At 52.0% G+C, this 14,120-nt stretch carries 10 protein-coding genes and 1 pseudogene; 8 read left to right on the top strand and 3 right to left on the bottom strand.

The window, feature by feature from the left end; translation table 11 throughout:
* Nucleotides 1-59: 59 nt before the first annotated feature.
* Nucleotides 60-653, top strand: a complete 594-nt coding sequence (locus GBK04_RS15980) for a dihydrofolate reductase family protein (protein WP_152761334.1) — start codon at nucleotides 60-62, stop codon at nucleotides 651-653.
* A gap of 439 nt (nucleotides 654-1,092) precedes the next feature.
* On the opposite strand, the pseudogene GBK04_RS15975 reads toward GBK04_RS15980, so the two are convergent.
* Nucleotides 1,093-1,979 (bottom strand): annotated as a pseudogene (locus GBK04_RS15975) (dienelactone hydrolase family protein).
* Nucleotides 1,980-2,458: 479 nt separating this feature from the next.
* Between GBK04_RS15975 and GBK04_RS15970 the strand changes: the two are divergent.
* Nucleotides 2,459-3,481, top strand: a complete 1,023-nt coding sequence (locus GBK04_RS15970; RefSeq protein ID WP_152761332.1) for a phytanoyl-CoA dioxygenase family protein — start codon at nucleotides 2,459-2,461, stop codon at nucleotides 3,479-3,481.
* 2 nt (nucleotides 3,482-3,483) lie between these two features.
* Here the strand turns inward: GBK04_RS15970 and GBK04_RS15965 are convergent, their stop codons facing one another.
* Complete coding sequence (locus GBK04_RS15965) at nucleotides 3,484-6,342, bottom strand: PVC-type heme-binding CxxCH protein (protein WP_152761330.1); 2,859 nt, start codon at nucleotides 6,340-6,342, stop codon at nucleotides 3,484-3,486.
* Between the two features lie 32 nt (nucleotides 6,343-6,374).
* Nucleotides 6,375-7,232 carry a sugar phosphate isomerase/epimerase family protein gene (locus GBK04_RS15960; protein WP_373331028.1) on the bottom strand — a complete coding sequence of 286 codons (858 nt, stop codon included), beginning with the start codon at nucleotides 7,230-7,232 and terminating at the stop codon, nucleotides 6,375-6,377.
* Nucleotides 7,233-7,430: 198 nt separating this feature from the next.
* Between GBK04_RS15960 and GBK04_RS15955 the strand changes: the two genes are divergently transcribed.
* The 6 genes from GBK04_RS15955 (at nucleotide 7,431) to GBK04_RS15930 (ending at nucleotide 13,863) form a co-directional block, all read left to right on the top strand.
* Entirely contained in the window at nucleotides 7,431-8,315 is an 885-nt protein-coding gene (locus GBK04_RS15955) for an alpha/beta fold hydrolase (protein ID WP_152761328.1), read from the top strand.
* A gap of 44 nt (nucleotides 8,316-8,359) precedes the next feature.
* Nucleotides 8,360-8,872, top strand: coding sequence for a hypothetical protein (locus GBK04_RS15950; protein ID WP_152761327.1), 513 nt, complete (start codon nucleotides 8,360-8,362; stop codon nucleotides 8,870-8,872).
* A gap of 321 nt (nucleotides 8,873-9,193) precedes the next feature.
* Nucleotides 9,194-11,716 (top strand): hypothetical protein, encoded by a 2,523-nt coding sequence (locus tag GBK04_RS15945; RefSeq protein ID WP_152761325.1) that lies wholly within the window; start codon nucleotides 9,194-9,196, stop codon nucleotides 11,714-11,716.
* A 34-nt stretch (nucleotides 11,717-11,750) separates the two neighbouring features.
* Nucleotides 11,751-12,089 (top strand): hypothetical protein, encoded by a 339-nt coding sequence (locus GBK04_RS15940; RefSeq protein WP_152761323.1) that lies wholly within the window; start codon nucleotides 11,751-11,753, stop codon nucleotides 12,087-12,089.
* A gap of 302 nt (nucleotides 12,090-12,391) precedes the next feature.
* Nucleotides 12,392-13,138: a carboxy-S-adenosyl-L-methionine synthase CmoA gene (cmoA, locus tag GBK04_RS15935; RefSeq protein ID WP_152761321.1), complete on the top strand. Its 747-nt coding sequence runs from the start codon at nucleotides 12,392-12,394 to the stop codon at nucleotides 13,136-13,138.
* Nucleotides 13,135-13,863, top strand: a complete 729-nt coding sequence (locus GBK04_RS15930; protein ID WP_373331027.1) for a methyltransferase family protein — start codon at nucleotides 13,135-13,137, stop codon at nucleotides 13,861-13,863. The genes cmoA and GBK04_RS15930 overlap by 4 nt, the downstream gene beginning before the upstream one ends.
* Nucleotides 13,864-14,120: the final 257 nt, after the last annotated feature.

Genomic DNA, 14,120 nt, shown 5'->3' with positions numbered 1-14,120 from the left:
ACACTGCATTGCATTCCTATTTGTTGAGGAGATTTGTATCGTACTAAAACAGCAATAGGATGAGAAAAATAATTGTTTTGTCGATGATCACCCTGGATGGGGTGCTGCAGGGACCGGGTGGACCGGAGGAAGATCCATCGGGCGGTTTCAACTATGGCGGCTGGGTGGCACCATATAGTGACGAAGTGGGGGATAAGGTCATGGAAAAACTCCTGAAACCGGCCGATCTTCTTTTGGGCCGGAAGACCTTTCAGATTTGGGAAAACTACTGGCCCAAACACGCAGACTTTTGGCCGAGCATCAATGAGGTCACAAAATACGTCATGTCCACGACGGTAGAAAAGTCAGATTGGAACGCCTGCGTTTTCCTCAACAGCCTGTCCGATATTGAAAAATTAAAGGCTTCGGATGGCTCAGACATTCAAGTGTGGGGCAGCGGTGAGCTGGCTCAACTACTCTTCAAGAATGATCTGGTCGACGACCTTTGGCTCATGATTCATCCGTTGACGCTTGGTGAAGGGAAAAAGTTATTTGACAAGGGTGCCATTCCGGCCGCCTTCACCTTAACAGAGAGTGTCGTTACCTCAACCGGCGTACTTATGGCCCATTACGAACGAGCCGGAGAAGTCAAAACAGGGACTGTTGGAGCTTAATCCGGGAGGCTGTATACTATTGATGGATGAATAAAGTCGTAAAGAAAGTACCCCGGCGGGGTCATCAGTAAAAGAAAGAAAGGACATCGACCCCTTTGGGGTGCCAAGCTTAACTATTTCAACTGTTGCTATTAACTGTCGACCGCGCGGCGGACCGTGCCTCCGGCGTAAAAGCCTGGACCTTTACATTCTAATTCACTATCAATAAGCTGAGGGCTGCCCTAATAAATACCCGTTATTTGTTCACAGGGAATTTTTCCTGGCACACATCGTTGGCCATGGATGCAAAATGCTTTTGTTTTTGATGAACAAACCACCACCCCGCGGATTTATTTTTCTGGTATAACCGGGGAAAATCCGCGGGTTTTTATGGTTTGCTTACTATCAGCCCACCGTTTACACGGACATAGTAAGCCAAGTAAGCTGCTGTTCAGAACAGCTAGGCCAGATTCTCCTTAAAGAAATCGATCGTCCTTTTCCAGGCGAGTTCGGCGGCTGCCTTATCATAGCGCGGGGTGGTATCATTGTGAAAACCATGGTTGACTCCGGCGTACATATAGGCCTGATAGGGCTTGTCGTTCTTTTTTAAAGCTGCCTCGTAGGCGGGCCAGCCCTCGTTTACGCGGGTATCCAGTTCGGCGTAATGCAACAGCAGGGGGGCCTGTATCTTAGGAACGTCCTCGAGCGGAGGCTGTCCTCCATAGAAAGGTACCGAAGCCGCCAGGTCCGGCAGGCGCACGGCCATCAGATTGCAAATACCCCCTCCGAAACAAAAACCCACTACCCCGACCTTGCCATTACATTCTTTGCTGTTTTTCAGGTACCCGTAAGCCGCGATGAAATCCTCCAGCATTTCGTCGCGGTTCCGCTTACTTTGCATGGTACGTCCTTCATCGTCATTGCCGGGGTACCCACCCAGGGGTGTCAGGGCATCGGGGGCAATGGAAATGAATCCGGCCAGGGCAACCCGCCGGCCCACGTCCTCAATGTAGGGATTCAATCCGCGATTTTCATGCACTACCACCACACCGCCCAGGGGTTTGCTGGCATCGGCGGGCTTCGAGAGCAAAGCCTTGATCGCCCCGCCTCCTTTGGGCGATTGGTAGGTGATATATTCCGATTTAATACGCGGATCATCCGGTTTTACCTGGATGTTCCCCTGGTAGTTGGGCATAAGGAAGCTCATTAGCGAGGCTACTGTTATGCCCCTACCGCATAAGCGGACAGTTTTTGGGCGAACTCCCGCCGGTCGAGTCGGTCGTGGGCGTAGTCGTCGTATAGGTCAAATACCTCCTGCCGGATATCTTCTTTCTTGATCTCGTTCATAGTATTGGCGGTTAAAGGTTAAAAAATCCATTAAAAGGTACCCAACGGCATTTCACATGCATCGGATAGGTAAGAAAGGGGTATAAGCTTGAGCGTAATGCAATATTACCCAAATATTGCTGTGCTTGCCGATGTGTTTCTATGGGTTTGGGAAATAATTAGACCAGTGGGTTCATTACTCCGATGAATGGTTAAAGTATAGTGAAGCCCAGGAGACGCTTTTCAACAGAAGTGCTGTTAGCGCAACACCCCCAAGTGAAGTACTGCCTGTGAAGGTGAGTCTGAAATTTTTCGGTGTTGAATATACCACTTAATGGGTACCCTATGGCAATTGGGGTACCTTACCCGACAAATTTATTAAACGGTCCCCAAACTTCTTTGAATCAATTGCCATGTACATTCGAAACCAATATATTTGGGTCTGGATGTGGCCTTTGGTTTGAATCCATCTTCTCACCTTTAAAAATAAGAATAACCGTATGGGTTTACTCGCACAATTGAAAAACAAGGCTCTGACTGTCAAGGAACAACTTCGGCCTACCACGGATTTTGATCCTGCCACCCTACCCTGGATCGACCTTCCAGAGGCCGATATTGCCACCTTTGTGAAGAACTTCAAACCCCGCTTCCCGCTTACGTTCAATTTGGAAGAAAAACTGCATTTCTGGCAAAAAAACGGCTACGTGATTCTGGAGAACGTGATTCCTCAGGAATTGTTAGATGCCTACTGGGAAGATGTGGAGGAGTTGATTGAGCACCCCGAGAAATACAAATTGATGACGCGCATCGACCTGCCCAAGTTTGAGCCCATTCAGGAGCGGCTGATCAAGGATTTTCCCAAAGAAGACCTGAAAGGAAAGTACGTCAAACTGAATGATTTTCATCAGTTGTCGGAAACGGGCAAAAATCTGATGACGCATCCGGCCATTGTCAATTTTCTGGAAGCGATCTTCCAGCAACAGGTAGTGGTGATGCAAAGTCTGACTTTCATGTTCGGCAGCCAGCAGCCCTCGCATCAGGATTTCCCCTGGGTGACGGCCAAAATTGCGAGCCACCTAGCGGCAGCCTGGATTCCGCTTGAGGACATCACTGCCGATTCGGGACCTTTGTACTACTACGTGGGTTCCCATAAACTGCCCAAATTCAATTTTGGCAACGGTATCCTGTCCAATCAGCGTTCGTCCCGGTCACCCCTGGAATTTGCCGACTACCTGGACAAGAATTGCGCGGCGCAGGGGTACCCCCGTGAAACGCTGTTGATCAAGCGGGGCGATGTGCTGATCTGGCATGCCGCGCTGGCCCATGGCGGAGGCACTATTACCAATCCGGACAGTACCCGTAAATCCTACGTATGCCATTATTCTACGGAACAGGCCTTGCCTTTTCACCGGTACAATCCCTTCGCTACGCCGGTTGTCCAGGAGTACCACGGAGTACACATCTATAAGCATCCCGAGTTTGGAGATCAGGAAAATATCCTGAAGGCCAAGCCTGTTTCTTAAAATCAAAAACTCAGCAGGTACCCCGTCAGGTCGGCCAGGCTTTGCTCGTCCAGCCCCAGGGAGGTAGGCTCGGGCATGAGTGAGGTAGGTAGTTTTTCGCGGCTTTTGATTTGGTCTGCTTTGATGGCGTGCCGTTGTCCGGCGGCGTCTTTTAACACTACGGTGGGGCCGTCGCTGAGCAGAAAACCAAAGTAGGTTTCTCCTTTTTTCGTAGTAACCGTGTAGGCTTCGTAACCGAATACAATACTGGCCGACGGGTTGACGATGGCGTCCAGCAGCGTCATTTTGTCGAATTTCTGGTGGATCATGGTCAGGTCGGGGCCGATGTCCGCGCCCTGTTCGCCGTGGCGGTGGCAGGTGGCGCAGTTGGTTTCAAATACGCTCTTTCCATGGCTGACGTCGGCTTTCATACGGGCCACAAAATCCATTTTCAGTTCTTTTCCCTGACGGGCGAAAAATTGACTGGCCATCACCCGGACGTTCTGATCAGGATTTTTGAACAATTGCTCGCTGACAACCGTAGCGATGGTACCCGGCAATTGCCCTTGCGATTTCAGGTCGATCAGCATATTGCCGCCGCTGGCATTGTCGGCCATCGAGCGGGCGGCCTCAATCCGTTGCGGCTCGGGCAGTGATTTGTCGGTCACCTTCTGTTTCAGTTCCAGCATTCGTTTGTATTCGGGCGATAGTACCTGAGCCGTGGCAGTTTCCCAATCCATCAGGTTGGCCCAATCGTTGGTTTTCCGGAAATTAACCCACCACAAGGCCGTCGAAGAAACATCGGGCAAGTGCGATTTGGATAAAGCAATCATCGCTTCCGCGGCTTTCCGGTCGTTGATGAACGCCAGCGCAGTGAGCGCCTTGCGGCGTTCGGCGGGGGGTACCTTCTCCGAAGCAGCCCGGATTTTCAAATCATCGATAGCTTGCACAGGATGCAGTCGCCAGGTGAGGTTGGCCCGTTGGGGCGACCACTGCACCGGATCGGCCGGGTAGGTACCTTTGACCAAAGCGTACACGTCCGTTTCTTTGCCATCGGCAGCAGTACCAAGGGCTTCCAACAGCCAGGGATCCTGCCCGTCATACCTTTTGATGAGGTTTTGAATGCTTACCTTGGCTTCTGCATGAGGCACATCCCGCAGCGCGATACCCACCTCCCGGCGCACGGCGGCATCAGGGTCTTGTGCCATTTTCACCAGGTAGGGCGAAGGATCGGAGGCCGCGCGCAAGGCCCGAAAGGCCGTCAGGCGTACGGTGGCATCGGGTGAGTCCAGCATTTTTTCAACCGCATTTTTTCCTTTATCCCCCAACTGCGCCAGCAGCCAGATCGCCCGCGCCCGGTGGTAAGGATTTTCGGCGGTGAGCATAGTTTGAACCTCTTCCAACACACCATCCCCTTTCTTTTTCAACCCCTCAAAGCCCAACGCGCGTACGTTGACCGCCGGATTTTTCAACGCCTGGACGAGCCCTTCCGTGGTAGTCAGGTTCAGCGTAGGCGCGGTGAGTTTTTTCCCTTTGGGCGTGATGCGGTAGATACGGCCGTAGCCTTTCTTGTCCTGCATGGCGTGGCCGCCCACAATGGGATCGTACCAGTCGGCAATGTACAGAGCGCCGTCCGGTCCCACCGCCACATCCGAAGGACGAAACCACTTGCGGGTGTCGGTATCGGTCTCAAACCACTCATAGCGTTCCGAGGCCTGAGGGAATGAACTGATAAGATCTTTACGGTTCAGCGTAAAACCGGCACCTTGTTTTTCGGGCTGATAGGCAAAAATAACGTTGCGTCCGGCCTCGCAACTCAGCAAGGTACCCCGGTATTTTTCCCCCAATTCATCACCTTCGTAGAACACAATGCCGGTGGGCGAACCCGCGCCGGTGTTGTCCCCGGCGGGCATGACGCCCGGATCGTCCTGGTGCCAATGGGCTTCAAACATGGTTTGGCCGGGGCGACGGTCGGCTTGCCAGAAGCGGGTACCATCAGCAGCAAAGTACCCGGCGTTGCCATTTTCGGGCAAAAAGGAGACCCGGCAGGTGATCACCTGGTCGTCGTTATCGTTTTGCCACATATTGCCGTAGCTGTCCAGGCACACCTCATAGCTGTTTCGGAAATTGTGCCCCATCACTTTTAGCCCGGTCCCGTCGGGATTGATGCGCAACGCCAGCCCTCCTACCCACACGCGCCCATCGTCCGATTTCCGGTTGCCTTCATTTTTGTCGTTGTAGGGGGTACCTCCGGTATACAGGCTGCCGCTGCGAAGCGTCCAGCCGTCCTGATCGGCTACGGTGTGTGGCCCCGCATTGCCCGTGTTGAAGTACCAGCGGCCATCGGGGCCCGTCACCAGTGAGTGGAGCGAATGATCGTGGTCGAAACCGCCGAAACCCGTAAGGAATATTTCCCGTTTGTCGGGTTTGTCATCGCCGTCAAGATCCGTATATATTATCAAATTGGGGGCGCACGAAACAATCACTTTATTGCCAATCACTGCAATGCCTAGGGGTGCCGTAAGCAGCGTGTCCTCCACGTACACTTTGGACGACTCGGCCCGGCCGTCCCCATCCTTGTCTTCCAGAATCATGACCCGGTCGCCCTTTTGCTCGTGGGACAGGCGTTCTTCGGGCTTGGTCTTGAAGCTCCGGTAATTGACCGCTTCGGTAATCCATACACGACCCCGGGCGTCAATGTCCATGTTGGTAGGATTGTAAAACAACGGAGCTTCGGCCCAAAGTGTGGCTTCCAGATCATCGGGAACATAGAGCCGGGAATTTTCGTCACCCGGTCCAAGCAGACTGACCGCCGATAGAGTCAGGAGCAAAATGCTTCCCAGAATTGGTGTACCGTACCGGAAAAATGTGTTGACTTTCATAGAACAGGGAAATGATTTTAGCGGAACAAGCCCTAAGAAAAAGGAAAGATAGTCTCCAGATACCGTCGATTGTGTTGGTAGCATTCCACGACGTCTGCCCCCTGGGGCGTGGCCCCTTCAATCTGCATCCAGCCCTGGTAGCCGACTTTTTTCAGAAGCATAGCTACGCGGGGCCAGTCGATGGTACCCTCCCCCAGTCGGAAGCCGTTCTCCTTCATGTGCAATTCACAGATGAGATCTTTGCCCAAAAGGGGTATTTCCTCGTAAATATCGTGTCCGGCGTCGGCCGAATTGCGGGAATCGTAGTAGACCTTGATTGCTTTGGAACCCACTGCGTCGATGATTTTCAAATGATCCCGCGCGCTCAGATACGACTCAATGCCCAGGGTTATTTTCTGCCGTTCGGCATGGGGAGCCACGCGCTTCAGGCGTTCGATCACTTCTTTCTGTCCGGCGGGGTCGTCGCGCAGCTCACCGTTGCCAAAGAAAGCCAGCAAGATCACCGACGCCCCCAACGCTTTGGCGGCATCCACACTTTTCCATACCCACTCCTCGGTACGGGCCTCTGACTTGTAAGGTACGCGGTTCAGCTCGCCAATAGCCAGGCCTGCGATCTTGATTCCGGTACGGGTCGACGCCTCACGGATGGCATTCAGGGTTTCAGGATTAGAAAGGCCGGCTTCATCCTTATTGGTGTTATAGCTTACCTGAAGTCCCTGTAAGCCGATTTTGCGGGCGATATCAAATGTCTGGGGATTCAAGCGAGGGCCAATCGACCAGTCACACGCTCCCAGTCGGAAGCGGGGCTTGGGACGGCCCAGATACTCCCATCCGATTCCGGCTCCCAGTATGGCAGCCGATCTTTTCAATACCTCGCGACGATTCAACATGATCAGGCAACAGGTTCAGAATATGATACTTGTTCTAGGCTCAAAAGGATCGAATCGGGTAATCCCTACCTCTATTGTTGAAAAGTTTTCTTACGTATATTATTCATCACCCCAGGGTCGGCGCAGGGTTTCTTTTGTGGCATGACCTTTTAGCATTTCTACTGTAAGTCACTTATTCATCATCAAACTGAAACAACTATGAATTTCATCAAAGTAGGCACCGATACCGCCGGACACGACATCGAACTTTTTTACCAGGACCTGGGTCAGGGTGACCCTGTAGTCCTCATCCACGGTTGGCCGCTGAACAGCGCCATGTGGGACTATCAGCTGGCCGAATTACCTAAGCATAACCTCCGCGTGATCGCCTATGACCGCCGGGGATTTGGCAAGTCGTCAAAACCTTGGGACGGCTACGATTATGATACTTTGGCCGATGACCTCAAAGCCGTACTGGACACCCTGGACCTTGAGAATGTTACGCTGGTAGGCATGTCCATGGGAGGCGGAGAAGTAGCCCGCTACATGGGACGCCACGGAGGTGCCCGTGTTGCCAAGGTAGCCTTCATCAGTTCTGTTACCCCCTACATGCTCAAAACCGACGACAATCCAGATGGTGTAGATCAGAGTGTTTTTGACGATATTATGGAAAACCTCAAAAAAGACCGTGCAGGTTTCCTGCAGGATTTTGGCAAGCAATTCTATGGCGTCAACATGCTCAACCATCCTGTGAGCCAGGGCCATCTGGATGGCGATTTCATGCGGGCATACAAGGCTTCGCATAAAGCGACACTCGACTGTGCCGAAGCCTTCGCCATGACGGATTTCCGGCAGGATTTGACCAAAATCAACGTTCCCACGCTGATCATCCACGGTAGCGGCGACAAGACCGTTCCCATTGAAGCCTCAGGTGAACGGACAGCCGAAGCGCTTCCAGACGCGGAATATATCGTGTACGACGGTGCCCCGCATGGCTTGTTTTACACCGAGAAAGACCGTCTGAATGAGGATCTGATTGCTTTCGCACAGCACTCAGTCGGAAGTACCAATCCGGCATTTGAACGGGCTTCCACTATCTATTGAGTACCATAATTTATTCCATACTGTTAACCTATTTTCGAAAAAACATGAAACGTTCCATCATTTTAGCGGCTCTGGCTGCAATCACGACCCTGGGCGTACAGGCACAGTCCACCACGCCCCAAACCAATGCTCCGGCAACCACCCAGACCCAGCCAGGCAACACGGCCAATCTCCCTTACTCGGGTCTGGCCACCTACAATGTGCTGGACCCCAATCGGGTACCTCAGAACGTGAAGACATCGTTCGGTACTGACTACCAGGGCATCAACGGTGCCAAGTGGGAAAGTAACAACGATGTGTACCGCAGTACATTCATGCAAAACGGCAAGAACATGTCGGTCCTTTATGACAAGAATGGAAAGATGCGGGAAACCCGCACGGCCATGCAAATGAGCGACCTGCCTGCTTCCGTAAGGACTTCCCTTCAGGGTAAGGAAGCCAACCTACCCTACGAAGTCAAGGTGGGTAACAACACCTATTACACAGCTACGGTGGGTGGCAAGCCATCGTATTACGATGCCAATGGGAAAGCGGTGACGATGCCGAAAATGAAATAGACATCGCTTGCTCAAAGGCAAACCATTAATCAAAACACCCGGAAAATCCGGGTGTTTTTTTTTGAGGTACCCTCACTGTTATTCTATACCCTGATCTTCTAGGTGAGTTTTGTACAATTAAAAGTTTGAGCTAGGTTAAAATATGATTTGATGAAAGAACTGTATTATTTTTTAAGGGTACTACCCAAAGGAATACTTTTTTAACTTTTTAAAACAAAAGGTTCTAGGTCCGGTAATTCGCTGGGCCAGGGCTATTTTTCGTAACCAATGGGAAACTTATTTCCCATTCGGCAATCATCAACACATAAAACCCACTTTTTTATGAAGACAACTTATAAACGTATTAAACAATCCCTTTTTATCTCGCTGGCGCTGTGTGCTTTGGTTCCGGCAGCCGTTGCGCAGGTCAAGGGAATCAGTTACTCAATCTCGCCAGTGGGCGAATACGTAAACTGGGAGAATAACACGGGTATTAGCAACGGGTTCATGGCCGGAGGCCATCTTGGTTTTGGATTTGGAGAATTCGTTGAATTGCGGGGTACCTACCTGCAGTCGCTGGACATGAAGCGCAATTTCGGGCCCCTCGAGCTGAAGGAATTACAGGGAGTGGAACTGACGCAACCAGACATCGACGTCACGCGTTGGGGTGGTGACCTGAAACTCAACCTGAGCCGTGGTGGCGTGGTACCTTTTCTGACGGCCGGTACGGGCGTCCAGACTTTCAAATCTGATAGCCTGGCCACCTATAAAAACATTTACGTCTCCCTGGGGGCGGGCCTTCAATTTGTCGTGGCCGACCGCTACACTTTGGGCATTCAGGCCGTCAATACTTCTTTCAACGACTCACCGGTCCGTAACCTGACCACGGCCGACGAGCGGGCTGCGTATGGATTGGCAGTCGCTGATTACAATAACGAACTTTTGAAAAACTGGTCGGTACGTGCTTCATTGAGTTTCTACCTGGGAGGAAGACGTCCCGGCGAGTTGACGGAAACCGATAAAGCCTACCTAAACAATTTTTCGGGGGGATTCAGTCTTCCGATTGAAATCACGGCGGGACAGCTCGATTTCGATAAGACGCTTCCCTATGCCAACACTAAATTCGTCGGCGCTGCCACGGGCTTCAACTTCGGACCCTATGTAGGCTTGCGAGGCTTCTACTGGCGGGCTATGGAGGATGACTATTTCTCCACGTTCGACAAACTGGCCGTTTACGGCGGTGAGGGCAAGTTCAAGCTGGCCAATGGGCAAGGGCTCACCCCGAGTATCAATGTAGGGGGTGGGGTGATCGACGCTTTGAAAGGCTATACGGTGGATGGAACGGAGCTGGATGAAAAAAACCGTCCTTTCGTATCCGGCGGCCTGGGACTGGATATCCCGTTCGGCCGTGCTTTCAAACTGACCGCCTATGGCAAAGCCCTGCTTACTTCCAATGATCCGCTGGAAAATGCGGCGAATCCTGATGAACTGGCCACGAGCTGGGCCTACGGACTGAGTGCCAACCTGATTCTTGGCAACGGGGTAAAAAACATACAGACTCAAAAGGAAGAGTCCTACGATGAGGTAGTCAAGAACAGCATGACGCGAGAGAAAAACCGGGCCAGGGACTTGAAAGAAGAGTATGAGGACCGTATCGATCAGCTAAACGACGGGATCAGGGAAGCTCGTGACGACGGCAACCGCCGCCTGGCCAATGATCTGGAGGACGACCGGGAGGCGCTGCGCGTAGCCGTGGATCGTATTGAAGAAACCCTGAAGCAGGAAGAGAAAGCCAATGAAGAGGCCAACCGCAAAGACGATCCGCTATTGATGAAGATGAAACCCACGGATTTTGCAAAAAAAATAGACGGTATCAAGGAAGAGGTTCCCGGTATCCGTCGCGTGTACGCTGGCAACGATTCGGATCGTGACCGCGGCACTACCGATCGGAGGCGTGATTCAGAATCGGGAGTTGACGCCAGGACGCTTCGGGCCTTAGAAGATCGTTTGCAGTCGATTGAGGACAAACTGGACGATATTCAGAAGCAGAACAATGATTTCCGTCGGAACCAGCCAACCTACCGCAACGACGGCTCCAGAACCGATGCCAGTTTTAACGACCGTAGCAACACCGGAAATACCAGGGGAGATCGGAATGGGGCTTATGATCCTCAGGCAAATGATCAACCCATGGAAATGCTGAAAGCAGAAAGGCAGAAAAGCGAGGAACTCAGAGCGGCATACGAAAAGCGGATCGAGAAACTGGAGGCGGAAGTGAAAAATGCCCGCCAATCGGGAAATGTGCAGATCGAGGAAGATTTGAACGCGGAGCTTAAGTCCATGCAGGAAGGGATTCTGAAGATCCAGGATGCTCAACAACGGGAGAATGAGGCGAACCGCGATGCCTACCAGCTTAACGATCCCGCCCGGATACGAATGAATCCTGAAGCGTTCCGGTCAGAAATCAACGCTGTGGAGCGCACGAACGATCGCTACCGGGAGCAGATAGAACGCTCGTTGCGGAATTATCAACGACAGAACCAGCGTCAGATCAATACCCTGCGTGATGATCGGGACGCCTACCGCCGGGAAATGGAAAACGAAATGGATCAGTTGCGGCAGGAACTCCGGGAACTCAAGTACAACCGCGCCGGTAGCGGTACGAACGCTGGTGCGCAGTCCCCGACAGACTTGTCCCGTATCGAAGCCCTGGATAATCCTGGGGGTAGCGCCATGAGTACGGGGGGACCATCTCCCCGACCAATCTCGGGCAGCGCTCGGCGGAGCAGTTGGCGTACGAAAGCGAGAATACCGCTCAAACCGGTTTTTTCAACCGTTTCAACTATGATGGCTCCTCGGCCCTAGCCGGCGTGAACCTGGGGGGGCGACTACATTCAATGTGGGGTTACGCAACCATTACCGCTACAAAACCACCAATCTGTACGCTATGCCGGAAGCGTTTTTCGGTTTTGGCAGCGGGAGTTCGTTCGGGCTTTTTGTCAACGGTATCTACACCCTTAAGCTCAGAAGTAGGGAGGATTTCCTGCCCTACGCAGGACTTGGGCTAGGAATCATGAAAATCGGCGAAAGTGAGGTCAATAATACCAAACTGGGTTTCAACATCGTGCTGGGAGCTAATCTGTTCAAGATTGCCAACGGGCGTTTCTACGTGGATATGTCGGCGCGTAACCTGTTCAAGTACACCCAGCTGGCGGCAGGGTACCGGCTGCCTTTCTAAGTACCCTCCAAGGTGCGAGGGAATAGGGAGGTAGGTGAGCTTATGCCTACACGGTCAAAAAGGCGCGGGACATCCCGCGCCTTTTGCTTATCCCTCCCCTGGAAATTCTACGACCGTTATAAATCTGGGGGTTGAGGACAGTTTTGCAACGCCTCAAACCAGTAGTTTTTCGGCCAACTAGGCATTTTAAAGGGAGTCTGAGTGGTCCCATGAGGTAGAATTGCGGGTAGGGTCTTATCTTTGCTCTCCAATACGGGGCTCTCGGATGAATGACAGCCCGAAAACCTTACGATTAATTCAAGATGAGCGACACAAATTCTGCGGAACAGGATCAGGTATTTAAAGAAGAAATCAATCGGGTTTCCGATTTCAAATTCGGTGCTCAGGTTGTCAATGTATTCGATGACATGGTCAACCGTTCGGTACCCTTCTATGGGGAAATTCAACGGATGATGGCCGAACTGGCCGCTGACCACGTCCAGCCGGGTACCAGCGTCTATGACTTGGGCTGCTCCACCGGCGCTACCTTCCGGGCGTTGGATGGTTTTATTCCCCAGGACATCACCTTTGTGGGAATTGACGATTCGGAGGAAATGATCAACAAATGTGACCTGAAGCTGAAGGCTATGGACATGAAGCGGCCCTACCAACTCATCGTGGGCGACATTCACAAGCAGCTGTCCATCGACAATGCTTCGGTCGTCATCCTATCCCTGACCTTGCAGTTTGTGCGTCCGCTGTATCGGCAGCAACTATTGAAAAACATCTACGAGGGACTGAATCAAGGTGGAGTTCTGATCCTGATCGAAAAGGTACTAACGGAAAACAGCCTGTTCAACCGCGATTTTATCAAGCACTATTACAACTACAAGCGTCGGAACGGCTATAGCGACCTCGAAATATCCCAAAAAAGGGAGGCTTTGGAAAATGTCCTGATACCTTACAAACTGTCAGAAAATGTGACCTTGCTGGAGGATTCCGGCTTCCGGCACTGCGAAGTGTTTTTCAAATGGTATAACTTTTCGGGGCTCATCGCCACTAAGCAATGATGGTTTCTATCGGGAATTTCTTTTTTCGCTACCGCAACAATCTGTTCATCGTCCTCTACCTGTTGCTGTTCGCTCCGTCGCCCGAGTTGTTTACGCAGGCCCGGTTCGGCGACCGCTACTACCTGATTCCGCTCATTGCGGGCCTACTGATTACCGTCCTGGGCGAGCTGATCCGGGGATTGACCATCGGGCTAGCCTACATCATCCGGGGCGGGAAGGACAAGAAAGTATACGCCGAGCGGCTCGTTACCGAAGGAATCTTCAGCCACGGCCGTAATCCGCTCTACGTAGGAAACATCCTGATGTTGGTGGGCGTGGGCATCCTGTCCAATTCTTTGATTTACGTAGCCATTGTCATTCCGCTATTCCTGTTCATCTATCAGGCCATTGTGTTGGCCGAAGAGAACTTTTTGCGCAATAAGTTCGGAGCCGTCTTCGACCAGTACTGCCAGCAGGTGAACCGCTGGTGGATCCGTCTGAGCGGCCTGGGGGCTACCCTCGGCAGTATGCGTTTCAACTACAAGCGCTGGCTCCTGAAGGAATATAACACCCTGCTCGTATGGCTATTGGGGATTGCGGCGCTGCTACTCTACAAGTACCCGGTCCTGCCGCCCACCGTTAATCGTTGGGTAGTTTTTGGAGCCGTAGTGCTAGGCCTGGGTTTGGTGTACGGGTATGTCCGGTACCTTAAGAAATCCGGCCGGATGACTGAAGACATGGCCTGAACAGGTCTGCCGATGAGATGGCCTCCTGGCACTAGTTCTGGAGAATGTGGGTAGAGCATTCCGGCTTTCAAATAAATTCTTTTTCCTACTGCCTTAGTCAGGTACCGGGCATGAATAGTTTTCTACGAAAAAGACTGGCGAATGAAAGGAAAAAATAGGAGTTTTCCTGGGTTTGGTATGGTCTTTTTACAGCCTGAACCAATTACCTGAGTTGGATGTTGACCCGTTGCCGGACAACACTGTCCCGGTAATTGTCT

The sequence above is a fragment of the Salmonirosea aquatica genome, from assembly GCF_009296315.1.
GTDB classification, from domain to species: domain Bacteria; phylum Bacteroidota; class Bacteroidia; order Cytophagales; family Spirosomataceae; genus Salmonirosea; species Salmonirosea aquatica.
This window is presented reverse-complemented; position numbering and strand designations above follow the sequence as displayed.